Below are 22843 nucleotides of genomic sequence, written 5' to 3'. Positions count from 1 at the left end.
TTAAAATCCAAGTCGAGCGCGCAACCAAAGCCATCCGTCATACTTCACGGGATCGTCAGCGCAAGGACCAACACCGCACTCAAGCAGAGTCGAAATCAGATTAGCAAGGACGATCAAAATAAAAATTAGGATTAAGGCATTAGCAAACCAAGAGCGTGAGCGCACTTCACGATTAGGCAGCATCAATAAAATAGCCTGCCCTGCCAGTAGACCCATATACCCAACAAATGCCCAGGTATAAAAATGAAGCTCTAAGAAAGTTGCGCCAAAGCCTTTATCGCCCAGCAGAATGTGTAACAGTACTTGGCGCAGAGAAACCGTCATACCGACTAGGCCGCCGAGAATGCCCCAACCATAGTGAGCGGAATGAGCCCCAAAACGGATATTGAGAACGAGGGCGAAACCAATAATGACAAAACCCACCCGTTGCATCAAGCAAAGGGGACAAGGCAGCTCACCAAAATAGAGCTGATCCACAAATGCATAAGACAAAGTGCCAATAACCGCAATTAAAGCAAGTTGATTACCGAGCGCAGCTAGTGAAGGGAAATAATGCTTACTCACGAGATCCTACAGGCTAATGTTGAGATGTGAGGTTGCATGAAAGCGGAACCAAATCATCAGAATTGCGACCGTAATCGCCAACAACGTAAGGCCGGCAAGGCGCTTCTCAAACCAGACAAAGACAAGTCCGATAAAAGCAGTCAGAAATGGTAGAAACATGTACATAGAACAAAATTCTAGCGCAGGACATATGAAACTCGGTTAAAACTCTAAATCTGTAGCCCCAAAGGGGTCTCTTTAGAGCAAGCAAGCTTTTGTTTAGAATGGGCTCATGACTACCAGCCCCACTCCTCCTTGCCTAGACCTGAGTATTGATGGGCCAATCGCGCGAATCACCTTTAACAATCCTGCAGCACGCAATGCCATGACCTGGCCGATGTACGAGGAGCTCAAAAATATCTGCGACTCCTTGGCGTCTAAACCAGAAATTCGGGTGGCTATTTTTAGAGGGGCTGGTGATAAAGCTTTTGTTTCTGGCAGTGATATCCAACAGTTTATTGATTTACCAAAAGATGAGGCTTATGAAGTCGCCGTTGATCATATTTTTAAATCACTACAAGAGTTACCAATACCAACAATTGCATTAATCGAGGGCCTTGCTGTAGGCAGTGGCCTATTAATTGCAACCGCATGTGATTTTCGCATCTCCACAACAGAGGCTCGCTTTGGCATTCCGGTAGCGCGCACCTTAGGAAATTGTCTATCACCAAGCAACCTCGCTTGAATTAGCGCTCATCTTGGCATACCGATGGTCAAGAAAATGCTTTTAACCAGCGAACTGATTAAAGCACCAGAATTATTGGCATTAGGTTATCTCTATGCTACTTGTGAAGCGCAGGAAATCAATCGGGCCGTAGACACTTTGGCGCAGAAGTTAGCAAGCCTGGCTCCCATTACCCAGAAAGCAAGCAAGATTGTTTTGGCGCGCATTTTACAGAACAACTTACCTGACTGCACAGATCTCATGCGTGAGACTTATAACAGCCAAGACTTTAAAGAAGGTGTGAATGCCTTCCTCGAAGGTCGCCCACCCAAATGGGTAGGCAAGTAGTCGACTGATTGTTCTCAGATGGTCGACGGATTTATTAGACAATTTTGGTTGTGAGATTTTTCAATCCTGCAACACTTCCCTCTAATACATCACCTTTTTTCACAGGACCTACACCTGCTGGTGTGCCAGAGAAAATTAAATCGCCTGGCTCCAAAGTAAATAGCGTGGATAAATAAGCAATGGTGTCAGGAACATTCCAAATCAATTGATTGAGATCACCTGACTGACGCTCCTCGCCATTGACCAACAACTTAATCTCTCCTTGGCTTGGATGGCCATATTGACTTGCAGGCGTAATCTCGCCACAGGGTGCAAATTGATCAAAAGCTTTGCCGGTATCCCATGGACGGCCCATCTTCTTTGCCTCACCCTGTAGATCACGTCTAGTCATATCCAGACCAACACCATATCCGTACACGTGATCAAGCGCATGATCTGCAGGAATATTGGCGCCGCCTTTACCGATAGCAACCACCATCTCAATTTCATGATGTACATCATTTGATAGCTTGGGATAAGCCATATCTTTACCATCAGCCACTATCGAGTTGGCAGGCTTCATAAAAAAGAATGGTGGCTCTCGATCTGGATCATGACCCATCTCACGAGCATGATCAGCATAATTACGGCCCACACAATAAATGCGATTGACAGCAAAACGACGGGTGTCGCCAGTCACTGGCAAAGATATCTGTGACGGTGGTTCGATAACGTAAGCGGAACTCATGAAAAAACCTTTCTATGAAATACTGATTAAATTTATTGCTGATTAAATTTATTTTTCTTGTTTAGCAGTATGACGTAATTTGAGAAGAAGAATGCTCAGCGCCAACGTAAAGGTCAGACTATTTGCCAAAATCAGGGGCCATTTTTCAATAATGAGACCGTAAACCAGCCATAGACCAACCCCTGCCGTAAATAAAGAATACATTCCCAAGGAAATGCCAGATAAATCACGAGTGCGCCAGGATTGAATCGCCTGGGGTAAAAAGGCCACTGTGGTTAAAAAGGCCGCACAGTAGCCAATAATTTCAATATGGTGTGGCTCTAGGATCATGTTTTGATTGTATCTAGGGTTCACGGCATTTCATTGACCTAGCGCAGAAACTCCATTTCTGTAGATAATGACAGCAAGCAGTTCAACCCTATACTGAAAAAGATATCATGAGACAGTCACAAGCAATATGGTTTGGCGCAGCTCTCTGCACCCTATTTCTAACAAGCCCGATCTTTGCCCAAAGCAACTTGTCCAGCAAAAATTATCCGGATAAGCCCATACGATTAGTCATTCCTTATCCCCCAGGTGGAGCTACTGATGTCATTGGACGCATCATGGCGCAAGAGCTCTCAAAAACATTAGGGCAACAAATGGTTCCAGATAACCGCGCCGGGGATAGCGGCAATATTGGCGCTGATATGGTCGCCAAATCACCGGCAGATGGCTATACCCTATTGATGGGCGCATTAACCTCCCATGCGATTAATGCCAACCTAGATAAAGATCGCATTAAATACAACTTAGAAAAAGATTTCACACCGGTTGCTGTTGTTGGCGTTGTGCCGTTGGTGTTTGTGGTGAACCCTTCAGTTCCCGTCAAGAATATGAAAGAGTTCATTGCGTACGCTAAAGCCAATCCCGGAAAACTCACCTTCGCCTCCTCAGGCGCTGGCGCCCCACAACGACTAGCTATGGAAATGTTTCGCTTTCAGCTAGGCCTAGATTTGCTCCATGTTCCTTACAAGGGAAGCGGTCCTGCCATGACAGACTTGGTTGGCGGTCAAGTGCTCTGCATGTCAGAGACTGTGCCAGCTGCTTTGCAGTTTATTCAGGCCGGACAATTACGCCCTCTTGCGGTGACTACCGCCAAACGTATTAGTCAGTTACCGGATGCACCAACAGTGACCGAAGCCACAGGCTTACCTAATTTTGATGTGGTCAGCATGTTTGGCATTCAAGCGCCAGCAGGAACACCTAAGCCCATCATTGATAAATTGAGTGCTGATATCAAAACCATCTTGCAGCGACCTGATGTGCAAGAGCGTATGCTAGCAGCAGGTGTTTACGTGAACTATCTTTCTCCAGCAGACTCGAGTAAACGCATCACCCGAGAACTTAATATGTGGAGCAAGGTAATTAAAGATGCGAATGTTAAAGCTGATTAACCCAGAATATCTGCTAGCGCATTAAAGTCTTTTGCATGATAGTCCACCCATTCTTCTGGGTCTAAATCATCGCGCTGATGGGTGGGTCCAAATTCAGCGGGGCGCTCTATAAAAGCGGTTTGCAAACCATGTCGATGTGCAGCCGCTAAATCATCTTTATGTGCTGCAACCAGCATTACCTCCTCTGGCTTAACATCAAAAATCGCAGCAACCCCCAAATAAGTCTCTGGATCGGGCTTGTAATGTCGAAAGACCTCGGCCGACAAGATCAGATCCCAAGGCAAGCTCGCATTCTTGGCCATATTGGTTAGGAGACTGAGATTGCCGTTTGATAAAGTCACGATCGTGAATTGCTCTTTCAGGCGATTTAGCCCTTCTACCGAATCAGCCCAAGGACGTAGGCGATGCCAGATCAAATTGAGATCATGCTTTTGCTGCTCGGTTAAAAAATGAATCCCAAACTCGAGCAGCACTTGATCCAAAATCATACGATGTAGATCATCAATCTTGATCCACCCCAATTCTCCGGAGCGCACTCTAGCCATCGCCGGCTTATAGCCATCTCGCCATGCGCTAGCAAATGCATTCGGGTCAACTGGTAACTGAAGGCGAGCCGCCTCAGCCGCAATAGAGCCATGCCAATCTACCACCGTGCCAAAGACATCAAAGGCCAAAACCTTGGGCAATGGCTTAGACCCCTTCAACATTATTCCGCCTCAATTTTGGCTTGCTGCGCAACCTGCTCCCATTTTTTCTTTTCTGCAGCGATAAAAATCTTGGTATTTGCAGGAGTATCACCAACAGCCCATCCACCCAAATCTTTCCAGCGCTGCTTAATCTCAGGGGTCTCAAGTGCTTTTTTAACTGCGGCATAGAGTTTATTAATCACTGGCTTTGGTGTTCCAGCAGGAGCAAATAATCCAAACCAAGCAGTCACTTCAAAATTCGGATAGCCCGACTGAATCATCGTTGGAACATCTGGCAACTCAGCTACACGATTCTTGCTGGTCACTGCTAAGGCGCGCAACTTTCCAGACTTGATGTATTGCATGGAACTGGGCAGGTTATCAATCATCATCGTAGTCTGACCCGCCAAAAGATCGGCTAAGGCTGGGCCAGCACCTTTATAGGGAACGTGGATGATGTCGATACCAGCCTGAGTCTTAAATAACTCACCAGACATATGAATAGACTGACCACGTCCAGAAGATGCAAAAGAGTATTTACCTGGATTAGCTTTAGCTAGGGCAACTAACTCCGCAACGGTTTTTGCAGGCACCTCTGGATTAACAACCAAGACATTGGGGTTGGCAATCACAATGGTGATGGGCTCCATATCCTCCATCTTATATGGCAGATTTTTGTAGAGACTGTAATTGATGGCATTCGGTCCAATATTGCCCATAGCAATCGTGTAACCATCAGGAGGAGCTGCTAAGAGTGCCTGGATACCAATAATGCCTGCGCCACCAGCTTTGTTCTCAATGATGACGCTTTGCCCAAGCTCCTTACCCAACACATCGGATAAAGCGCGAGCAGAAATGTCAGTGGTGCCACCTGGAGAGGCTGTCACAATAATCTTAATAGGTTTATTAGGAAAAGGATCTGCTGCCAAGCTACTAAGCGGGTGCGATAAAAATGCTGCAACTGCAGCAAAAATTGCCAAGGATTTGCCCAAGGGTTTTCGGATGCTAATCATAGTTGTCTCCAGTCAATTTTTTAATTGTTTAGGTAATATAAACTGATCTTCTAAATAATAAATAAATTATTAGAGACCATGGCCCAATCTGAATTACTCGCCTTTTGCACTGCACTAGAACACACCACCTTGAATGAGGCGATACAAAACTATTTTTGGATAGTGCCAACGTTGCAATCGATTCATATATTGGCGATTGCCACTCTCTTAATTACCGTTCTCATGATTAACTTGCGAGCCTTAGGGCTTCATGGTCAACGTGAGCCAATTAGTACAGTAGTCAATCGCTATTCACATCTCATTTGGTACGCTCTGCCGGTATTACTTATCTCTGGCAGCATCATGATTGTGGGCGAACCAGCCCGCTCTTTAACCAATCTTGCATTTCAGCAAAAAATGTTGATGTTGGTCGTAGTGATTGCGATAACTGTTGGGCTACAAAGAAAATGGCGCGATAACACTTCTGATCAACCTGCCGATATCACCACTCGCCTTCTCGCAGTGATCTCACTTGCCTTGTGGGTTGGAATAGTAGCGGCTGGACGCTGGATCGCTTACGCCTAAATAGCCACCTCTACAAACTACAACCTTATGAATAACATTCTGATTTTGATTCATGGCAATCCAATTGCCCAAACCATTCGTGAAAATGAATTACTCTTTCCCTGGATTGAGAGTTTGCATGTCTTAGCAGTAACACTTGTTCTAGGCTCAATCGCCTTGGTTGACCTGCGTCTCATTGGCGTGCGCGCTATTAATCGCCCCATTAGTAATATCAGCAAAGAATTGCTGCCCATTACCTGGATGGCTTTTTTAGTAGCCGCTGTAACTGGAGCAATTCTGTTTACATCCAATGCATTAAGTTATAGCCAAAATTGGTATTTCATTTCCAAGATTATTTTGCTTGGACTGGCTGGTATCAACATGATGTGCTTTCAGTTCATCATTGGAAAAAATCTTGATAGCTGGAATCACTATCAGCAACTACCTTTACCTGCACGCATTTCTGGTGCGCTCTCGCTTGCGCTTTGGATCAGCATCATTGTCTGCGGTCGCTGGATCGGCTTCACTTTAGAGCCAGTTTTTTTTACAGTTTCATAATCAAAAGAGGGGATGATGAAAAAAACATTGCTTTACCTAATGATGGCATCCAGCTTAAGTATCGGCTTCATTCAGAGCGCATCTGCGCAGTCAACTAAACCCATTATTAATCCACCGCCAACAGCCAAGGACTGGGCTAACTTAGCTAAGCTTCCAGACTGGAGCGGGGTCTGGAATCCCAAAATTACCGATCAAGATCGCCAGGCCAAAACCAATATGCCGCCCTGGACTCCTGCTGCCAATGAATTAATTCAATTTCAGCTTGCTGAAGAAAAGGCTGGTAGACCTCCTCCACTATTCGTCAATTGCTTGCCTGAAGCTATGCCAGCTTGGATGCTAGTGACCCACAATGCAATGGAAATCCTCTTTACACCCGGCAGAGTGACTTTGCTTGGCGAGTCTGATGGCAATCGTTTACGTCGCATTTACACCGATGGACGCCCCCATCCGGATGATCCGGATCCAACCTTTCATGGTCACTCGATTGGTAAATGGGATGGCGATACCCTAGTGGTTGATACCATTGGTGTTGTACCTCAAGCTTATATAGCAATCAGTGAAGCAGCTGGCGTTCCAAACAATGGCGATATGCGCATCATTGAGCGGCATTCACTTGGTGGGCAAAGATGAGTTGCATGATGATATTGAAATCATTGCCCCCAATGTGCTTACCAAGCCTTGGAAAACTACACGCATTTACTTTCGTCAGCGCGCGCGTAAATACGACATCGTTGAGGGTGTGTGCTTAGAAGGCTCATTTGCCCCAGGCAAAGATGCGCGTGGTAATGATATTTTTGTGCCCGTTCAATATGATGTTGGCGGAAATCGCATTCCTCCGCAATAATTCTTTGCAAATACCTTACCAGGAGAAACTATCTTGAAATTACCTCTCATTAGCAAATTAGCGGCATTTGCAATTACTGTATCCCTATCGGCTTTAGCGATTGCTCACCATGCCACCACTATGTTTGATCGCGATAAGATCGTGACCATCACTGGTGTTGTTAAAGAAGTACAGTGGACTAATCCACACGTTGGAATCTTTGTTGAGGGCACACTCAAGGCTGGCGATACCCCAAAGGCTGGCGATACCCCAGCACTGTGGATTATGGAAGTCTCTAGCCCAGGCAATCTGACTCGCGCTGGCGGCTGGACCAGAAACTCTGTAAAAGCTGGTGACAAAGTATCTGTGGACTTCTATCCATTGCGCAATGGCAATAAAGGCGGCTACTTGAAGAAAGTCACCCTGACAGATAGCGGGAAGTTCTATACAGCCGATATCCGCGCTCAAGAAAGTGCCAACCTAGAGGAGCGTGATCAGAAGTAATACATTGATCAGGGAAGCGGGATTGAGAAGATAGCTTTCAGCGTTAACGAGTCAGTGCTATTAGTAAACCCCTTCCCCACCCCCGCCTGAAAGGCGATTGGCTTACCGTCGTAGTACATCATCAGAAATCCCAACTGCTGAGTATTGGGGTAAACAATCGGCTGATTAATTTGCCTCAAGTTCGAGTAATACTCCACCCCTAGCGCCAAGTCAGGAATCACTTCTCGCGATAGGCGAGTCGCCGTCGAAAAATAAGGCGCTTGATGTACATACGGCTGTGAAAGCGGCATATCAATAATGGGGTTAAATGAGAATAACCACTCATCAAAATGCTTACCGATAATAAAGCGGGCTTCACCGTTATATCGGGACTCTTCAAACTGGGGTTGCACATTAGCAACTTCAAAGTTCACGCCAGCAAAAAAATCGTCGCCCTTATCTTCTCGAATCGGCAACCACTTTAAACGAGCCTTTGTAGCTGCATACTGAAATTGATTGTTGTAATTAACGTATGAGATATATAGACCTGCTTCTAGATCGTGGCCAAGGCCATAAGCTAATTCTGGAGTAATACGCACGCCATTGTTATTCATAACTTCACCAGGATATGTTGGCGTCTGTAATCCGCGCGGCGTGCTGTTAACGTGAAGCTCTAAGCTAGACTCGCCCTTGGCATTGATTTCATCGTCGTAGACCTGAATCTCGTCCTGTAAAACAGCCATAGAGACCGAGGGAGCGGCTGCAATCGCAAGCAAAAATGAGAGCTTGGAAATAAATCGAGTAATGGAGGTCGCTGGCATCTTCATGATGCAAGAGTTTAACTAGAGTTGGGAATTTATGTTTGGCGCCCAGCTATCCAAGACCAAAATACAGAGCAATTTGATAAGTAATGAATGAGGCTATGTATGCCAAGACAAAAAGGTAAGTCAGCATAATGACTGGGATTTTCCAGCCACCAGTCTCTCGCTTAACAGTGGCAATGGTAGAGAGGCACTGAGGCGCAAAAACAAACCAAGCCAGGAGCGATAAAGCAGTCGCCAATGACCAGTCACCAGAAATTAAGGGTATAAGTGCTTCTGCAGCATCAGCACTAGAACTAGATAAAGCATAGACTGTTGCCAGCGAGCTCACCACCACTTCACGCGCGGCCATACCGGGCACTAATGCAATACTGATCTGCCAATTAAATCCGATTGGCGAAAAGAGATGGCTTAAGGCCTGACCTAACATTCCAGCAAAGCTATACTGAATCGGCGCCTCTGTAGCCCCCGCTGGTGGTAGTGGAAAACTCGATAAGACCCAAAGTCCAATAGTCATTATCAAAATAATGCCGCCCACTCGACGCAAGAATATTTCAGCTCGTTGCCACAAACTAATAGCAAGGTTGCCGAAACGTGGCATGTGATAACTAGGCAACTCCATCATTAAGGCATTCATCCTCAATTGCTCACTAGTAAAGCGCTTGAGGATCCAGGCTACTGCCATAGCACCCAAGATACCGGCGAGATAAAGCAAAAATAAGACTAAGCCCTGCAGGTCGATATTTCCCCCTAATTTTTGTTGGGGAATAAACGCGGAAATTAACAAGGCATACACCGGAAGTCGAGCGGAGCACGTCATCATCGGTGCAATTAAAATCGTTACCAATCGATCTCGTGCATTTGAAATACTTCGCGTAGCCATAATACCGGGAATCGCACAAGCAAAGCTCGATAGAAGCGGTATGAACGAGCGCCCCGATAAACCCACCGAGCCCATGACTCGATCTAATAAATACGCAGCTCTTGGAAGGTATCCAGATTCTTCAAGCAACAAAATAAAGAAAAACAAAATCAAAATTTGGGGCAAGAAAATAACTACTCCACCGAGACCAGCCAAGATACCGTTAATCAACAGGCTGCGTAACCAATTATTCGGCAAGAGCTCTACGATTTGACCGCCCAAATATTCAACGGCGTTTTTAATCAACTCCATCGGTAGCACCGCCCAACTAAAAACCGCTTGGAAGATACAGAACAATAAGACTACCAAAATGATGGGTCCAAATACAGGATGGAGCAATACCGAATCAAGGCGATCGCTTAATTGATCTGGAATAATTTGATCCAAGCCCATATTTTGCAAAATACGCTGAACCTGTACGTTATCAGACTCGGTATGCGCAATGTGAGAGGCGACGTTTTCAAGGGTAGCGTCACTGGTACCAGTGCGCAATGAGTTCAAATCGCGCCAATCTAATTGAGATAAAAATGATTTAATCTCATCGGCACCGTCGCTCTGGATGCCAACACTGGTCAGAACCGGCAAGCCTAATTCTTGGGAGAGTTTTTCCGTATCAATCCGCAAACCATGACGCTTAGCAATATCGAGCATATTTAAGACGACGATACATGGTAAACCCAGACGCTTAGCAGCCAAGACTAAGCGCAGATTACGGCGTAGATTCATGGCACTTAAGACACACAATACTAAATCAGGACGCTTCTCCCCTTCTGCGCGCCCGAGCAATACATTACAAGTTACGCGCTCATCTAAAGATCGGGGATATAAGCTGTAGGCACCGGGTAAATCGAGGATACGAATATTTTTTCCGGAAGACAGAGAAAGTCGACCTTCTTTGCGCTCAACTGTCACGCCAGAGTAATTAGCTACCTTCTGGCGACTACCTGTAAGCAGGTTAAATAAAGCAGTTTTGCCACAGTTGGGGTTTCCCAATAGCGCTACTAGTGGCTCACTTGGATAAAAATGGATGGTGGATTCAGGCATGCACTAACAATTCAACTTCAATCATTCGCGCCTCTGATTGACGCAAGGCAAAAGTTGATGCTCCAACCCTCACTAAATACGGACCTCTTTTGAGCAGCCCCTTGCGTAAAAGTGTTACCTGCTCGCCAGGCAAAAAGCCAATATCCTCCAACTGCCCCTTAATTTGAGGGGCACCCTTGGGTGCGTTTACCGCGTTCACGCGGTAGGTAAGATCAATTTCTACCTGATCCAGCTGCATGGAGGCTTGTCACTTTTATCAATTAATAGGAACCATTCTCATTATATACCTTATTATTGAGAATAGTTCTCATTTACAATGCATCAGTGCCAAACATTAATCCCGCGAATACAGAGGATGCATCGCAGTCAATTTCCATGGTCTCAGAGCCCATATTGAGATGTAAGATGTGCAGATGCAATCCAATAGAGCTATAGAGCCTTCTTATGTACCTACCAAAACACTTCTCGGTTGACGACCCTACACTACTAGCGCAACTCATTGCTGAATATCCTCTAGCTACGATAGTAGGCAATTTAGATGGTCAACTTGAAATTAATCATCTCCCGCTTATGTTAAGCAGCGACAACAGTAAACTCTATGGACACATTGCCAGGGTCAACCCCCTCATTAAAATTGCTGGCAGCGGCGCTACTGCAGTCACAGCGATATTTAATGGCCCTAATGCCTACATTACACCAACATGGTACCCCTCTAAAAAAGAAACAGGCAAGGTAGTGCCAACTTGGAATTACGCAGTGGTACATGCTCAAGGCCAAATTAAACTCATTGATGATGCGCAATGGTTACGAAGTCACGTAGCGCAGATGACTAATATTCATGAGCCAACCTACCGATCCGACTGGAAGCTCGATGACGCTCCTGAAGAGTATGTTCAGATGATGCTCAAAGCCATCATCGGTATTGAGATTGATATTCAAAGTCTGATAGGCAAGTTTAAGCTCAGCCAAAACCACCCACCCGAAGACTATGACGCAGTGGTAGAAAAACTAGAGCAGTCGCCACAAGAGATCTTGCAAGCCATGCGTGAGTACATGAAAAAAGATTAAGGCGTGGTGTAACCATATTTACGCAGTATTGATTTAGCTTGTGCACTTTGCATAAATTGATATAAATCTACCGCCTCTGCTGGCGCACCTTTAATCAGTACCATCCTTTGCTTAATTGGTTCATACGAATTACTGTTCAAGACTATAAAACTAGTCTCTTTGGAAACATCTGGGGATTTTGCTAAGGACAAAGCAGTAAAACCAATATCCGCTGCGCCTGTCACCACGTAAGTGGTCGCCACACCAATGTTATCTCCATAGACCAACCTATCCTTCGCTTGATCCCAGAGACCTTCTGCCTTGAGATATTCAACGGCCGCCTTACCATATGGCGCTAATTCAGGCTTGGCAATGGCAACCTTATTAGCCCTGGCGATAGCCTTAGCTATATCCACTTTGCTCTCTACAAGCGCAATACCTGATGAGGTCTTGGAGATGATAGCCAGCTTGCCAATCGCGTAGACAACACCCTCATTTACCGCCTTGCCATTCTTGTAAAGCTCTAAAGGAAAACGCTCATCTGCTGCAATAAATAGATTAAAAGGCGCACCATTCATGATCTGGGTGGCAAAGTTCCCTGATGAGCCATAAACAACACGCATCTCAGCTTTTCCGCCTTCTTTAAAAGCAGAGACAACTTCAGTAAAAGCATCCTTCATGTTCGCGGCAACTGCAACTGTTGTCGTTTGCGCAATTGCAAGGTTTGCGCAAAGGATGAACAGTAAAAACAATAGAGGAAAACGAATCAATCTCATCAATTCATTCTAGCCGATGGAAATAAAAAACGACCCCAAAAAAGGGTCGTCAATAACTACAAAGATCGCTTGTTATCCCAGCAACTTCAAGGCACTTAAGAAGGTTTTATAGACGCCCCAAGCAAGAGGAACACCTACTGCAGCCCAAGCCAAGTAAACGGTTGCTACAGAAGTATGCTCATGGCCTGCCTCACCCTTAACAATCGCGCTCAGGGCTTTTTCATGGGCCAGCTTCTTCTCTTGCGCCAACTCTTCATCGGTCATAAACCACTTATCAGCCACTGGACGAACCATCAAATTACAAACCAGCCCAATTGCCAGCATACCAACCAAGATATACATTGTTTGGTTGTAAACCTGAGCACGCGGCAGACCTAAACTCAATTGATAGTCGCGCATGTAGTTAACGACAACTGGACCCAAGATACCAGCTGTAGCCCAAGCAGTTAATAAACGACCATGAATCGCGCCCACCATCTGCGTTCCAAATAGGTCAGCTAAATATGCAGGAACAGTGGCAAAGCCACCGCCATACATACTCAAGATGATGCAAAAAGCGCCAACGAATAAGTGCAAATTACCCGCGGCAGCACTACTTGGAATACTGAAATACAGAGCACCACCTAAAACAAAGAAGACAATGTATGTCATCTTGCGGCCTAACTTATCAGACAAGCTGGCCCAAAAGAAGCGGCCACCAATATTAAAGAGACTTAACAGCGCAGTAAAGCCAGCAGCAACGCCCGCAATGGCAGTGAGCTGGGTCTTATCCAACTCTGTGAATGTTTGTTGAACGCCAATTAAGCTACCTGCAAACACCTCTTGTAGCATTGGAGAAGCCATGCCGATCACACCAATGCCAGCAGAAACGTTCATACACAGAACCATCCACACCAACCAGAACTGTGGGATACCCCATACTTTTTTGACATTCACACTACGTGTAGTGATCATGGCATTATTAGTTTGGTTTGCGGGTGGAGTCCAGCCAGCTGGTTTCCAGTCACTCGCAGGAATGCGATAACCAAAGGCACCAGCCATCATATAAACAAAGTAGCCAAGAGCCATCACAACAAAGGTTTGTGCAACACCAACGCTCGTTGGAGTGGCAAAGTATTTCATGAGAATTGCAGCCAATGGTGAGCCAATCATCGCGCCACCACCAAAACCCATAATCGCCATACCCGTCGCCATACCGCGACGATCGGGGAACCACTTAATCAAAGTAGAAACTGGCGAGATATAACCAAGACCCAAGCCAATGCCGCCAATTACACCAGAGCCCAGAATCATCATCCAAAATTGGTGAAGATAGACACCTAGCGCTGAGAAGAGCATGCCGCCACACCAACAAAACGCGGCAACTACACCAGCTTTACGGGGGCCTGCACGCTCCAACCAACCACCCCAGAGAGCAGCAGATGAACCGAGTAATACGAAGAACATGGTGTACATCCAGCCAAGTGTAGATATTTGCCAATCACAAGTGGTGGTGAATAACTGCGCAAAGAAACCAACATCTGCCGCACATTTAATCGCTTCAGTCCCACCTTGGGATACCCCCAGAGCTTTGGATAGCGGCAACCAGAAAACTGAAAAGCCATAAGCCATACCAATACAGAGGTGAATAGCCAATGCCGCCGGTGGTACGAGCCAGCGATTAAAGCCTGGACCCGCAATAGTTCTTTCTTTATCTAATAAATGAAACATTCTGTCTCCCTTTTGTCTTCAACGTTTTTATCTTCAACGTTTTTAATAATTATTAATTCAAACTTCACTTGCACCACAACTTACCAAAATTTACCAAAAGATACACATGGGAATGAACTCTACTTAAGTAGTAAAAAATAAAAAGTTGGTAGCATCACTCCTAATCAACGCCAGGCGAAATTAAAGCCAACCCTCAATTTGCCTATTTAAACTAACTGCCTTATAGCCAGGCGTGTCCCCAGAATAGCTTCGTATTTTTCGAATTAATTTGGCAGCTTCTGCCTGAGCAGTCATCTCCTTATGCATGGCAATAAAAAAGACTTCGTCTTTTAATGGCACAAAACCAAGACCATTTTCTATAGCAATATTTTTTACACCCAGCCCAACATCAGCCTTGCCGGCCAGTATGGCGTTAGCTATAGCAGTATGTGTAAATTCTTCATGGAGATAACCGCTTATTTCAGAGGGATCAATACCCTCATCAATTAATAAAGTATTAAACAAAAGCCTAGTGCCGGATCCAATTTGACGGTTAATGAAACGGATTTTTCGATTGAGCAAATCCTCAATCGATTTAATCTGCAAAGGATTGCTTTTTTAACAATAAAGCCTTGAGTGCGCTTCATTACTGGATAAATCTGTATATCGTTTTTTGATAAGCGATGATGAATTGCCCTAGAACTCCTCTCGTCAGATACGTGATATCCAGCAACGTGAGCCTCATAATTAAGTAGTCTTTCTAAAGATTCACCAGATCCTGCAATCTTTAAATCAAAACCTTTAATTTCTCCAGCAGCTCTCTGAATAATCGAATCGCTACTAGATGCAAGATGCAAACTTCCACTTCACGCTCTCGGATTTTTGTATCTTCTTGATCTCTTTAGATAGAACTTCCTGATAAGAGTCACCGTACTTTGTAAAGGCTGACTGCATTTCGTCAACAAATTGAATTAAAAACTCGCCGAACTCAGTTAGCTTAGAACCATGTCCCTTAGTTCTGGTGATTAACGGTGCCCCTAGCGCAGCTTCAACATCATTCATCTTGCCCCATACGCTTCTTCTATAGGATGCCCCTGATTTTTTGCTTGCCGATACTAATGAGCTGCCGCGACCAATATCTTTTAAAACATGACAGACCCACACCAAATCAATTGGAGGGGGTCGTTCGCCCCGATTCTCGAAAATCAGAGTTGGTCTAATCTCAATTTGCATATGTAAATATTTGCATATTCAAATAGTTTTAATATATGCGATGATAGTAACTTAATTCTTTACTTGGTGCACCAATATGAAAAAATACTTACTGAAACCCTTTTTAAGCGCCCTCTTCCTGTCGTTGCTGATGCACTTATCACCCGCAGCAGCACAAGAGAAAAGTATTGTGGTGTCCTCCACTACTTCTACAGAGCAATCTGGCCTGTTTGGCTACATCCTGCCAATTTTCAAAATGAAAACTGGCATTGATGTGAAAGTGGTTGCTGTGGGCACTGGTCAGGCCTTGGATATTGGCCGTCGCGGAGATGCTGACGTCGTTTTTGTTCACGATAAGCCAGCCGAGGAACTCTTTGTTCAAGAAGGTTATTCCACTAAGCGCAATGAAGTGATGTACAACGACTTTGTTTTAATTGGCCCCAAATCTGATCCAGCGAAAATTGGTGGCGGCAAAGATATTCAAGCTGCACTACAAAAGATTGCAACAACACAATCACCATTTATATCTCGCGGCGACAAGAGTGGCACTCATGCAGCCGAATTACGCTATTGGAAAGACGCTGGTATTGCGGTTTCACCAAGCCAGCCATGGTACAAAGAAACAGGATCTGGAATGGGTCCAGCCCTAAACACAGCTTCTGCCATGAATGCATATATTCTGGCTGATCGCGCTACCTGGCTAAGCTTTAAAAATAGAGGCGACCTTACGATCTTGGTGCAAGGCGATCCCAAACTTTTCAATCAGTACGGTGTAATGCTTGTGAACCCAGCTAAATTTCCAAGTGTTAAAAGGGCTGAAGGACAGGCATTTATTGACTGGCTCATCTCTAAGAATGGTCAGGATGTAATTGCCAGCTATCAAATTGGTGGCGAGCAACTCTTCTTCCCAAATGCCAAAAAATAATCATGTCGTCAATTCAAGTGTTTCGCACCCTACTGTTCGGTCTAATGACAAGCATTGGAACCCAAGTGGTGATGGCACAAAATAATCCGATAACACCCGAGGCAATCTATGGCAAAGGTAAACAAAGTTTCACCTTAGCGACAGGTAGCCCTGGCGAGCTCGGCCTCCTGCAGGCACTAGGTGAGGCTTTTGATCAACAGGAAGGTGCTCGCCTAATTTGGATTAAGGCTGGGAGTGGCGCCTCACTCAATCTTCTGAAAAGTGAGCAGGTGGATATGATCATGGTTCATGCTCCCGATGCCGTTAATAAAGCCGTTGTCGAAGGTTGGGCAAGCAATAGAACTTTAATTGGCTCAAATGAGTTTTATATTGTCGGACCCAAGAGCGACCCAGCGCATGTCAGCTCCTCCGGCAGCGGAGTCGATGCCTATACCAAGATTGCAAAGTCAGAAGCAAAATTCATATCGAGGGGCGATAAATCTGGTACACATCAAAAAGAAATGGATCTCTGGAAAAAAGCCGGGATTACACCCACTGGCAATTGGTACATAGTCACCAATGACTTTATGACCGCATCTCTAAAAAGGGTTAATTCCGAAAATGCCTATTTCATGACGGACAGCAGCACTTGGGTTGCAGAGAAGAATATTGCGCCCAAGCTACAAATTCTGTATCGAGGCGATAAATTCTTAGTCAATACCTACGATGCTCTTGCTGCCCCTGCCGGCGCAAGCGCAAATCGAGAGCTTGCTGTGAAATTTATTCAGTTTGTAGCCTCTAGCGAGGGTCAGAGCATAATTAGAAACTATGGAAAGTCGACGTATCCAGAGCCTCTTTATAATGATGCTGCATACGCTAAGCAATATACCTACTAGGAGAAGCCATGGAGCTCAAAGTGAAATTAAGCGCTCGTAACACCTTGAGCGGAAAAGTTGTTGAACTCAAGATGGGTCAAACCACCTCTCATGTAAAACTCGATATCGGTGGGGGACACATTGTGACTGCCTCTATCACCAACGAAGCGGTAGATGAACTTAACCTGAAAGTTGGCGATCAGGCTTGGGCAGTAATTAAAGCCTCTGATGTGATGGTGGCTAAAAGCGCCTAGCATTCATTGAATGCTCAACAAAAAAGCCCGCATTTGCGGGCTTTTTTATCAAATCAGTAAAACCTATTTCTTCGGTGTAACGAAGCCAATAGCTGTATCGTCAACGAATTCAACAATAACATCGTCACCTGCTTTGAATTTCTCAAGGCCGAGAACAGATTGATCAACCTTCACTTTTTGTTTTTCACCACTTGGCAATGTGAAAGTCACAATACGCGTTTTTTGATCAATAGTTCCAATTTTTACTGTCGCATAAATAGTGTCTGTAGTCTCTTCAAATGGCTTAGCAGAACCTTTACCAGCGATAGTCACAGAACGGACCCCAGACACGCCTGGCTTAGCACCCTTTGAAGCAGCAGTTAAACCAACGGCAATCGCCTGTGCATGCTCAATAGCAAACACATCGCCCTTTTTAACTTTATCTAAATCATTTACTGACTTAGCAACATTCATTTGCGCCAAATTACCATTAGCATCTTTCAATACAACAATGCGATTCTTCACATCCACAGAATCCACTGTTGCTGTAAGCACAACTACATCAGCTGCCAATGGCAACATTTTTGCAGGGGCTTGAGCAAAAACAGAACTTGCGCAGGTAATGCCAACTGCAACAAATAAACTAGCTAGTAAAGATTTCTTCAAGATAACTCCTAAATGAATAATGGTTGAGACGGCACCCCAAAGAGGAGCGTCAGTTTTATTGTAACCACGACAGATTTAATTACGATCGCTAATTTGGTAAATTAAGGCGATATATATTGATTAACCCACGAGTCCACTCTAAGCCATTGAAAAACATAGAGATCTTGATTAATTCTTGGGAGCATGCTCACCATGATGCCTTTCGCATTCGCGAGAAGGTCTTTATCCAAGAGCAGGATGTGCCCGAGGATATGGAAATTGATCAATTTGATGACTTGGCTTGGCATGCGCTTGCCTACCAAGGTGACAAAGCTATTGGAACGGGCAGACTAGTTTTACTGGGATCTGATGAAGGCCAAATTGGGCGAATGGCTATATTGCCCTCTTTTAGAGGCCGCGGAGTTGGCACGCGCATTCTTTTGAGTTTGATTTAGCCCAGCAGAAAGAAATACGGCGTTTAATCTTGCACTCCCAGATTACCGCCATTCCCTTTTATGAAAAACAGGGCTTTATCACTAATGGACCTACTTATGATGAGGCTGGTATTGCCCATCGTAATATGATGCTCATATTGCCACCACAAAACTGAATGTTATGACCACTAGCCCCGCTCAAGCTCACCTGAAGCACCCTTATATTCATCGTGTCTGCTATTCAGATACTGATGCTGCTGGATTCGTTTATCACGGACGTTACCTAGAGATATTTGAGCGTAGTCGCGCAGAGTGGCTTGCTCAGAGAGGTTTGAGCCCCACCAAGCTGATTAATGAACTGGGTATTGTGATGCCGGTGCGCGAGCTCACCATGAACTTCTATAAGCCCGGTCGTCTAGATGACATTTTGCATATTGATCAAATCATTGAACATCGGGGCCGCACACAAGTTTCCGTAAAACAAACTGCTCAGCGCAAAGCACCCGATAGTGATGAACTACAAGTCATTGCTAGTGCACTATTGCACATTGTGTGCGTTGATACCGTCACACTCAAACCAAAGGCTTGGCCTGACGGGATTTTTACAACAGAAGAGTAGATACAATGGAGCACAGCATGTCTGATGGGAAATTACTGACCTTTGTCAAAGAGCTGAGTCTTTTGCTGGCTCAAAACCCAAGCGAAGCAATTATTTTCACCAAAAGCAAGCAGCTTCTAGAAAATTTAATCGCCGTCGATGATTGGCTCCCTGCAGAATTTACCAAACCACACCCACAGTACTACCAACAATACCTTCTTTATGCCGACCCCTTGGATTGCTTTTCGGTCGTGAGTTTTGTTTGGGGTCCTGGTCAAAAAAACTCCAATTCACAATCACACTGTCTGGGGGATGGTTGGTCAATTACGTGGTGAAGAAAAAGGTATCCCCTTCTATCGACAAGATGATGGCAGCTTTAGCGCAGGCCACTCATGCATCTGCCCTCCCGGTCATGTCGATACGGTATCACCCAATACTCACGATATTCATGTGGTTCAGAACAACTTAAGCGATCAGACTTCAATTAGCATTCATGTCTATGGTGGCAATATCGGCAGAATCTCCCGATCTGTCTTTGATCCCGTCACCGGCGCAGAAAAATCATTTATCTCAGGCTATGCCAATACCGTTGTGCCCAACCTGTGGAGCACCATAGGCTAATAAGTTAGGTTCTGATTAGTGGATGACTTAAAATAGAACCTCTTACTGCAATTGCATCTGCAAAGCAGCTTACCCCATTGACCGGGATAGTCGATTTTTTAAATACATTGAATACGGGTCAATACTTTTATTGGCCCCTATGTTATTTACAGATCTTGGTTTATCAGAACCCATTCTTCGCGCCATTGCTGAAGAGGGCTATACCAGCCCCACACCCATTCAGGCAAAGTCAATTCCCGCCGTATTAAAAGGGGGTGATTTATTAGCTGCCGCACAAACTGGAACTGGCAAAACTGCAGGCTTTACCCTACCGATCTTGCAGCGTTTGAGCAGCACCAAATCCCATCACAGCAAACGTGTATTGCGCGTCTTGATTCTGACTCCGACCAGAGAGCTTGCTGCGCAAGTGCAAGAATCCGTTGTCACCTATGGAAAATACACAGACCTTAAATCCGCCGTTATTTTTGGCGGTGTCGGCGCTAATCCACAGATCAAAGCAATTACTGCCGGCTTAGATATTTTGGTTGCCACACCAGGACGCTTACTCGATTTGATGTCACAAAAATGCGTTTCACTCAACGATATTGAAATACTCGTCCTTGATGAAGCCGATCGAATGCTCGACATGGGTTTCTTGCGTGATATCAAAAAGATTTTGGCTGCCCTGCCTCAGCAAAGGCAAAACTTATTATTCTCAGCAACTTTTTCTACTGAGATAAAGGCTTTGGCAGATGGGCTTCTCAACACTCCTGAACTTATTGAAGTCGCCCGCAGCAATAGCACCAATGAGGCCATTGCCCAATTAATCCACCCGGTCGATAGAAATAAGAAACATCCTCTCTTGGCCCGCCTGATTCAGAGTAATAACTGGAAGCAAGTACTCGTCTTTACTCGCACCAAGCATGGTGCCAATAAGCTAGTGACCCAATTAGAAAAAGATGGCATTACTAGCATGGCTATTCATGGTAATAAGAGTCAGACCGCACGCACTAAAGCCCTGGCAGATTTTAAAGCCGGCATACTCACTGCACTCGTAGCAACTGATATTGCAGCACGTGGCATTGATATTGATCAGTTACCGCATGTCGTGAACTATGACTTACCGAATGTGCCCGAGGATTACGTGCATCGCATTGGACGCACTGGCCGCGCCGGGTCTAATGGGGTTGCTGTCTCTCTAGTTTGCGTGGATGAACACCAAATGCTCAGAGATATCGAAAAACTCATTAAGCAAAAATTACCGCAAGAAGTCATTGCTGGATTTGAGCCAGATCCGAACGCCGTTGCCCAACCGATTCAACTGCGCAGCCAGCAACATCAACAAGCGAGAAAGCCTCGTCCTAATGGATCTCACTCTAGTGGTGCACCAAAAAAGGCGCCCGCCAAACGTTTAAACCCACCTAAAAGAAGCTTCAAGCACTAACCGATTCGTTAAAATGGGGCTCTATTAACCCACTTTCCCATCTCATTTTTCTTAGTTATGACTACATCACGACGCTCCGCCCTGAAAACGATTGCCGGTGCTTTTGCATTGCCAGCTTTTGGCCCTGTATTTGCACAATCAGCACCCAACTGGACTACCTATGAAATCGTGACGGAGATTAATTTAGATTCCCCAAACGGTGCTGCTGAAACTTGGATTCCGTTACCACTCATTTTAAATACCGATTATTTCCGCACATTAGCAATCAGACCAGAAGCAAGCGATCCCAAAGCGGTGAATCAAATCTATGAAACGCCCGATAAACAAGCGCGCATGCTCTGGACAAAATGGGACAAGTCAGCCACTAACCATACCGTCAAAGTATCAATGTTAGTGAGCACACAAAATCGCAATCTAGAGATGTCCAGCCCAAATCCTGCCTTGAAACTATCTAAGCAAGAGCAACAATTTTGGACTCGTGCAACCCAGTATCTACCAACTGATGGCATTGTGAAAACCAAAGCACAAGAGTGTCTTGCTAATCTTCCTGCGAATGCAAGCGATGTAGAAAAAGCAAAAGCTATCTACAACTGGGTGGTGGGTAACACTCACCGCGACCCTAAGACGCGCGGATGTGGGCAAGGTGACGTGAAGTTGATGCTTGAGACGAATAATCTTGGTGGTAAATGCGCGGATATCAATGCGGTATTTGTAGCATTAGCCAGATCTGCTGGTATTCCAGCGCGGGATGTCTACGGTATTCGAATCGCCGATTCTGCCCGCGGCTATAAGAGCTTAGGTAAATCTGGTGATATCACTAAGGCGCAGCACTGCCGTGCCGAGTTTTATGCCTCTGGTTTTGGCTGGGTTCCAGTAGATCCCGCCGACGTTCGCAAGGTCATCCTAGAAGAAACTGGTGGCCTGGCAGTCAACGATCCTAAAGTGTTAGCGATTCGTGATTACCTATTTGGCAATTGGGAAATGAACTGGATGGCTTATAACTATGATCACGATATTGCCCTACCAGGATCTAAGCTAGGCAAGAAAGGTGACATTCCTTTCTTGATGTACCCACAAGCTGAGAATGCCGAAGGACGTTTTGATGCATTAGATCCCGATCATTTCAAGTACAAAATTACCAGCCGCCTTATCGGCTAATCGATAAATTGACTCTGATGCGGATTAAGCCAGCTCTTAATAATTTTCTAGCGCTGGCTTTTGTCTTTGCTCTACTTGGCAATCAAAGCGCTTTTGCACAATGGCGACCAGCGACGCAAGTGGGGTTAACTCAGGCCCCCACTCTGCAGCTTCAGAACCTATCTGGCAAAACCGTGAACATTACCGACTTTAAAGGCAAAGTCATCGTTGTTAATTTTTGGGCTAGCTGGTGCGAACCCTGTCGTGAAGAATTTGAAGAGCTCACCCAACTCCAAGAAAACTATCGTAGCAAAGGGCTTATTGTTCTAGCAGTCAATCTTGCGGAAATGAAGCCGCGCATCATTCAATTTCTCAGAGGTAATGGTCTGCCTGAAAATGGCATTGAAATTCTGCTCGATCGCAACAGTATTACTTATAAAACCTGGCATGCTCGCGGCATCCCCACGACCTTCCTGGTTGGTAAAACTGGAAAAATTGAGGGTGTCTGGATTGGGGCGATCGATAATGTGGATAGCGATGAAGTTAAAGGTAAAGTAGAAGCACTTTTACGCCAATAA

The 22843-nt window shown here is 45.2% G+C and carries 29 protein-coding genes and 3 pseudogenes; 18 read left to right on the top strand and 14 right to left on the bottom strand.

Annotation, left to right across the window (positions count from 1 at the left end; genetic code table 11):
* On the bottom strand, positions 1–564 hold the full coding sequence (locus DXE33_RS01755) for a disulfide bond formation protein B (protein ID WP_114638378.1): 564 nt from the start codon (positions 562–564) through the stop codon (positions 1–3).
* A gap of 6 nt (positions 565–570) precedes the next feature.
* Complete coding sequence (locus DXE33_RS09960; RefSeq protein WP_231970308.1) at positions 571–723, bottom strand: DUF5993 family protein; 153 nt, start codon at positions 721–723, stop codon at positions 571–573.
* Positions 724–835: 112 nt separating this feature from the next.
* Between DXE33_RS09960 and DXE33_RS01750 the strand changes: the two are divergent.
* Positions 836–1615 (top strand): annotated as a pseudogene (locus DXE33_RS01750) (enoyl-CoA hydratase/isomerase family protein).
* A 34-nt stretch (positions 1616–1649) separates the two neighbouring features.
* Here the strand turns inward: DXE33_RS01750 and DXE33_RS01745 are convergent.
* Together DXE33_RS01745 and DXE33_RS01740 are read right to left on the bottom strand one after the other, a co-directional pair.
* Positions 1650–2342, bottom strand: coding sequence for a fumarylacetoacetate hydrolase family protein (locus DXE33_RS01745; RefSeq protein ID WP_114638377.1), 693 nt, complete (start codon positions 2340–2342; stop codon positions 1650–1652).
* Between the two features lie 48 nt (positions 2343–2390).
* A complete protein-coding gene (locus DXE33_RS01740) occupies positions 2391–2672 on the bottom strand; it encodes a SemiSWEET transporter (protein ID WP_114638376.1) in 282 nt (93 codons plus the stop codon).
* A 107-nt stretch (positions 2673–2779) separates the two neighbouring features.
* Here DXE33_RS01740 and DXE33_RS01735 point away from each other — a divergent pair, with 107 nt between their 5' ends.
* On the top strand, positions 2780–3778 hold the full coding sequence (locus DXE33_RS01735) for a Bug family tripartite tricarboxylate transporter substrate binding protein (RefSeq protein ID WP_114638375.1): 999 nt from the start codon (positions 2780–2782) through the stop codon (positions 3776–3778).
* Here the strand turns inward: DXE33_RS01735 and DXE33_RS01730 are convergent.
* On the bottom strand, positions 3775–4485 hold the full coding sequence (locus tag DXE33_RS01730; RefSeq protein ID WP_114638374.1) for a haloacid dehalogenase type II: 711 nt from the start codon (positions 4483–4485) through the stop codon (positions 3775–3777). The two genes, DXE33_RS01735 and DXE33_RS01730, sit on opposite strands and share 4 nt — an antisense overlap.
* Positions 4485–5477, bottom strand: a complete 993-nt coding sequence (locus tag DXE33_RS01725) for a Bug family tripartite tricarboxylate transporter substrate binding protein (RefSeq protein ID WP_114638373.1) — start codon at positions 5475–5477, stop codon at positions 4485–4487. Before DXE33_RS01725 ends, DXE33_RS01730 begins: the two co-directional genes overlap by 1 nt.
* A 78-nt stretch (positions 5478–5555) precedes the next feature.
* On the opposite strand from DXE33_RS01725, the gene DXE33_RS01720 reads away from it, so the two are divergent.
* From DXE33_RS01720 to DXE33_RS01700, 5 genes are read left to right on the top strand one after another with little or no spacing between them, the layout of a single operon-like run.
* Entirely contained in the window at positions 5556–6041 is a 486-nt protein-coding gene (locus DXE33_RS01720; RefSeq protein WP_114638372.1) for a DUF6644 family protein, read from the top strand.
* A gap of 27 nt (positions 6042–6068) precedes the next feature.
* Positions 6069–6578: a DUF6644 family protein gene (locus DXE33_RS01715; protein ID WP_114638371.1), complete on the top strand. Its 510-nt coding sequence runs from the start codon at positions 6069–6071 to the stop codon at positions 6576–6578.
* A 15-nt stretch (positions 6579–6593) separates the two neighbouring features.
* The gene (locus DXE33_RS01710; RefSeq protein ID WP_114638370.1) at positions 6594–7208 is read left to right on the top strand and encodes a hypothetical protein; all 615 of its coding nucleotides are present in this window, start codon (positions 6594–6596) and stop codon (positions 7206–7208) included.
* Positions 7177–7422, top strand: coding sequence for a hypothetical protein (locus DXE33_RS01705; RefSeq protein WP_162785391.1), 246 nt, complete (start codon positions 7177–7179; stop codon positions 7420–7422). The genes DXE33_RS01710 and DXE33_RS01705 overlap by 32 nt, the downstream gene beginning before the upstream one ends.
* 33 nt (positions 7423–7455) lie before the next feature.
* The gene (locus DXE33_RS01700) at positions 7456–7905 is read left to right on the top strand and encodes a DUF6152 family protein (protein WP_114638368.1); all 450 of its coding nucleotides are present in this window, start codon (positions 7456–7458) and stop codon (positions 7903–7905) included.
* 8 nt (positions 7906–7913) lie between these two features.
* Here the strand turns inward: DXE33_RS01700 and DXE33_RS01695 are convergent, their stop codons facing one another.
* Genes DXE33_RS01695 through DXE33_RS01685 form a run of 3 tightly spaced genes read right to left on the bottom strand, consistent with a single transcriptional unit; the run spans position 7914 to position 10909 of the window.
* Positions 7914–8711 (bottom strand): hypothetical protein, encoded by a 798-nt coding sequence (locus DXE33_RS01695; protein ID WP_114638367.1) that lies wholly within the window; start codon positions 8709–8711, stop codon positions 7914–7916.
* A 46-nt stretch (positions 8712–8757) separates the two neighbouring features.
* The gene (gene feoB / locus DXE33_RS01690) at positions 8758–10671 is read right to left on the bottom strand and encodes a ferrous iron transporter B (RefSeq protein ID WP_114638366.1); all 1914 of its coding nucleotides are present in this window, start codon (positions 10669–10671) and stop codon (positions 8758–8760) included.
* Entirely contained in the window at positions 10664–10909 is a 246-nt protein-coding gene (locus tag DXE33_RS01685; protein WP_114638365.1) for a FeoA family protein, read from the bottom strand. Before DXE33_RS01685 ends, feoB begins: the two co-directional genes overlap by 8 nt.
* A gap of 206 nt (positions 10910–11115) precedes the next feature.
* On the opposite strand from DXE33_RS01685, the gene DXE33_RS01680 reads away from it, so the two are divergent.
* Entirely contained in the window at positions 11116–11739 is a 624-nt protein-coding gene (locus DXE33_RS01680) for an FMN-binding negative transcriptional regulator (RefSeq protein ID WP_114638364.1), read from the top strand.
* Here DXE33_RS01680 and modA read toward each other — a convergent pair.
* The 4 genes and pseudogenes from modA to DXE33_RS09725 all read right to left on the bottom strand — a co-directional run bounded on the left by modA (position 11736) and on the right by DXE33_RS09725 (position 15416).
* Positions 11736–12494, bottom strand: a complete 759-nt coding sequence (gene modA, locus DXE33_RS01675) for a molybdate ABC transporter substrate-binding protein (RefSeq protein ID WP_114638363.1) — start codon at positions 12492–12494, stop codon at positions 11736–11738. The two genes, DXE33_RS01680 and modA, sit on opposite strands and share 4 nt — an antisense overlap.
* Before the next feature lie 72 nt (positions 12495–12566).
* Positions 12567–14204, bottom strand: a complete 1638-nt coding sequence (locus tag DXE33_RS01670; protein ID WP_114638362.1) for an OFA family MFS transporter — start codon at positions 14202–14204, stop codon at positions 12567–12569.
* A gap of 180 nt (positions 14205–14384) precedes the next feature.
* Positions 14385–15040: pseudogene (locus DXE33_RS10505) on the bottom strand (substrate-binding domain-containing protein).
* Positions 15024–15416 carry a hypothetical protein gene (locus DXE33_RS09725; protein WP_197711968.1) on the bottom strand — a complete coding sequence of 131 codons (393 nt, stop codon included), beginning with the start codon at positions 15414–15416 and terminating at the stop codon, positions 15024–15026. Before DXE33_RS09725 ends, DXE33_RS10505 begins: the two are co-directional and overlap by 17 nt.
* Before the next feature lie 130 nt (positions 15417–15546).
* Between DXE33_RS09725 and DXE33_RS01660 the strand changes: the two genes are divergently transcribed.
* From DXE33_RS01660 to DXE33_RS01650, 3 genes are read left to right on the top strand one after another with little or no spacing between them, the layout of a single operon-like run.
* The gene (locus DXE33_RS01660) at positions 15547–16320 is read left to right on the top strand and encodes a substrate-binding domain-containing protein (RefSeq protein WP_114638361.1); all 774 of its coding nucleotides are present in this window, start codon (positions 15547–15549) and stop codon (positions 16318–16320) included.
* A gap of 44 nt (positions 16321–16364) precedes the next feature.
* Complete coding sequence (locus DXE33_RS01655; RefSeq protein WP_197711966.1) at positions 16365–17195, top strand: substrate-binding domain-containing protein; 831 nt, start codon at positions 16365–16367, stop codon at positions 17193–17195.
* Between the two features lie 8 nt (positions 17196–17203).
* Positions 17204–17428, top strand: coding sequence for a TOBE domain-containing protein (locus tag DXE33_RS01650; RefSeq protein ID WP_087909723.1), 225 nt, complete (start codon positions 17204–17206; stop codon positions 17426–17428).
* A 63-nt stretch (positions 17429–17491) separates the two neighbouring features.
* Here DXE33_RS01650 and DXE33_RS01645 read toward each other — a convergent pair whose 3' ends face one another.
* Positions 17492–18073 (bottom strand): hypothetical protein, encoded by a 582-nt coding sequence (locus DXE33_RS01645; RefSeq protein ID WP_114638359.1) that lies wholly within the window; start codon positions 18071–18073, stop codon positions 17492–17494.
* A gap of 164 nt (positions 18074–18237) precedes the next feature.
* On the opposite strand from DXE33_RS01645, the gene DXE33_RS09720 reads away from it, so the two are divergent.
* The 7 genes and pseudogenes from DXE33_RS09720 (at position 18238) to DXE33_RS01615 (ending at position 22843) form a co-directional block, all read left to right on the top strand.
* Positions 18238–18507 (top strand): GNAT family N-acetyltransferase, encoded by a 270-nt coding sequence (locus tag DXE33_RS09720; protein WP_197711965.1) that lies wholly within the window; start codon positions 18238–18240, stop codon positions 18505–18507.
* A gap of 29 nt (positions 18508–18536) precedes the next feature.
* The gene (locus DXE33_RS10630) at positions 18537–18662 is read left to right on the top strand and encodes a GNAT family N-acetyltransferase (RefSeq protein WP_197711964.1); all 126 of its coding nucleotides are present in this window, start codon (positions 18537–18539) and stop codon (positions 18660–18662) included.
* 5 nt (positions 18663–18667) lie between these two features.
* Positions 18668–19105, top strand: a complete 438-nt coding sequence (locus tag DXE33_RS01635; protein WP_114638358.1) for a YbgC/FadM family acyl-CoA thioesterase — start codon at positions 18668–18670, stop codon at positions 19103–19105.
* 17 nt (positions 19106–19122) lie between these two features.
* Positions 19123–19705: pseudogene (locus DXE33_RS10625) on the top strand (hypothetical protein).
* Between the two features lie 139 nt (positions 19706–19844).
* Positions 19845–21128, top strand: coding sequence for a DEAD/DEAH box helicase (locus DXE33_RS01625; protein ID WP_114638357.1), 1284 nt, complete (start codon positions 19845–19847; stop codon positions 21126–21128).
* A gap of 57 nt (positions 21129–21185) precedes the next feature.
* Entirely contained in the window at positions 21186–22286 is a 1101-nt protein-coding gene (locus DXE33_RS01620; protein ID WP_114638356.1) for a transglutaminase-like domain-containing protein, read from the top strand.
* A gap of 17 nt (positions 22287–22303) precedes the next feature.
* Positions 22304–22843: a TlpA family protein disulfide reductase gene (locus DXE33_RS01615; protein WP_114638355.1), complete on the top strand. Its 540-nt coding sequence runs from the start codon at positions 22304–22306 to the stop codon at positions 22841–22843.

It is taken from the genome of Polynucleobacter necessarius, assembly GCF_900096765.1.
Classification (GTDB): Bacteria; Pseudomonadota; Gammaproteobacteria; order Burkholderiales; family Burkholderiaceae; genus Polynucleobacter; species Polynucleobacter necessarius_F.
This window is presented reverse-complemented; position numbering and strand designations above follow the sequence as displayed.

Bases quoted from the DNA above. Each gene is read 5' to 3' on its own strand.
- DXE33_RS01620 (WP_114638356.1), top strand. From the start codon at position 21,186: ATGACTACATCACGACGCTCCGCCCTGAAAACGATTGCCGGTGCTTTT.
- DXE33_RS01660 (WP_114638361.1), top strand. From the start codon at position 15,547: ATGCACTTATCACCCGCAGCAGCACAAGAGAAAAGTATTGTGGTGTCC.
- DXE33_RS01615 (WP_114638355.1), top strand. From the start codon at position 22,304: ATGCGGATTAAGCCAGCTCTTAATAATTTTCTAGCGCTGGCTTTTGTC.
- DXE33_RS01670 (WP_114638362.1), bottom strand. From the start codon at position 14,204: ATGTTTCATTTATTAGATAAAGAAAGAACTATTGCGGGTCCAGGCTTT.
- DXE33_RS01650 (WP_087909723.1), top strand. From the start codon at position 17,204: ATGGAGCTCAAAGTGAAATTAAGCGCTCGTAACACCTTGAGCGGAAAA.
- DXE33_RS01655 (WP_197711966.1), top strand. From the start codon at position 16,365: ATGACAAGCATTGGAACCCAAGTGGTGATGGCACAAAATAATCCGATA.
- DXE33_RS01720 (WP_114638372.1), top strand. From the start codon at position 5,556: ATGGCCCAATCTGAATTACTCGCCTTTTGCACTGCACTAGAACACACC.
- DXE33_RS01715 (WP_114638371.1), top strand. From the start codon at position 6,069: ATGAATAACATTCTGATTTTGATTCATGGCAATCCAATTGCCCAAACC.
- DXE33_RS01680 (WP_114638364.1), top strand. From the start codon at position 11,116: ATGTACCTACCAAAACACTTCTCGGTTGACGACCCTACACTACTAGCG.
- DXE33_RS01685 (WP_114638365.1), bottom strand. From the start codon at position 10,909: ATGCAGCTGGATCAGGTAGAAATTGATCTTACCTACCGCGTGAACGCG.
- DXE33_RS01695 (WP_114638367.1), bottom strand. From the start codon at position 8,711: ATGAAGATGCCAGCGACCTCCATTACTCGATTTATTTCCAAGCTCTCA.
- DXE33_RS01625 (WP_114638357.1), top strand. From the start codon at position 19,845: ATGTTATTTACAGATCTTGGTTTATCAGAACCCATTCTTCGCGCCATT.
- DXE33_RS01740 (WP_114638376.1), bottom strand. From the start codon at position 2,672: ATGATCCTAGAGCCACACCATATTGAAATTATTGGCTACTGTGCGGCC.
- DXE33_RS01725 (WP_114638373.1), bottom strand. From the start codon at position 5,477: ATGATTAGCATCCGAAAACCCTTGGGCAAATCCTTGGCAATTTTTGCT.
- DXE33_RS09960 (WP_231970308.1), bottom strand. From the start codon at position 723: ATGTTTCTACCATTTCTGACTGCTTTTATCGGACTTGTCTTTGTCTGG.
- DXE33_RS01735 (WP_114638375.1), top strand. From the start codon at position 2,780: ATGAGACAGTCACAAGCAATATGGTTTGGCGCAGCTCTCTGCACCCTA.
- DXE33_RS01745 (WP_114638377.1), bottom strand. From the start codon at position 2,342: ATGAGTTCCGCTTACGTTATCGAACCACCGTCACAGATATCTTTGCCA.
- feoB (WP_114638366.1), bottom strand. From the start codon at position 10,671: ATGCCTGAATCCACCATCCATTTTTATCCAAGTGAGCCACTAGTAGCG.
- DXE33_RS01730 (WP_114638374.1), bottom strand. From the start codon at position 4,485: ATGTTGAAGGGGTCTAAGCCATTGCCCAAGGTTTTGGCCTTTGATGTC.
- DXE33_RS01635 (WP_114638358.1), top strand. From the start codon at position 18,668: ATGACCACTAGCCCCGCTCAAGCTCACCTGAAGCACCCTTATATTCAT.
- modA (WP_114638363.1), bottom strand. From the start codon at position 12,494: ATGAGATTGATTCGTTTTCCTCTATTGTTTTTACTGTTCATCCTTTGC.
- DXE33_RS09725 (WP_197711968.1), bottom strand. From the start codon at position 15,416: ATGCAAATTGAGATTAGACCAACTCTGATTTTCGAGAATCGGGGCGAA.
- DXE33_RS01710 (WP_114638370.1), top strand. From the start codon at position 6,594: ATGAAAAAAACATTGCTTTACCTAATGATGGCATCCAGCTTAAGTATC.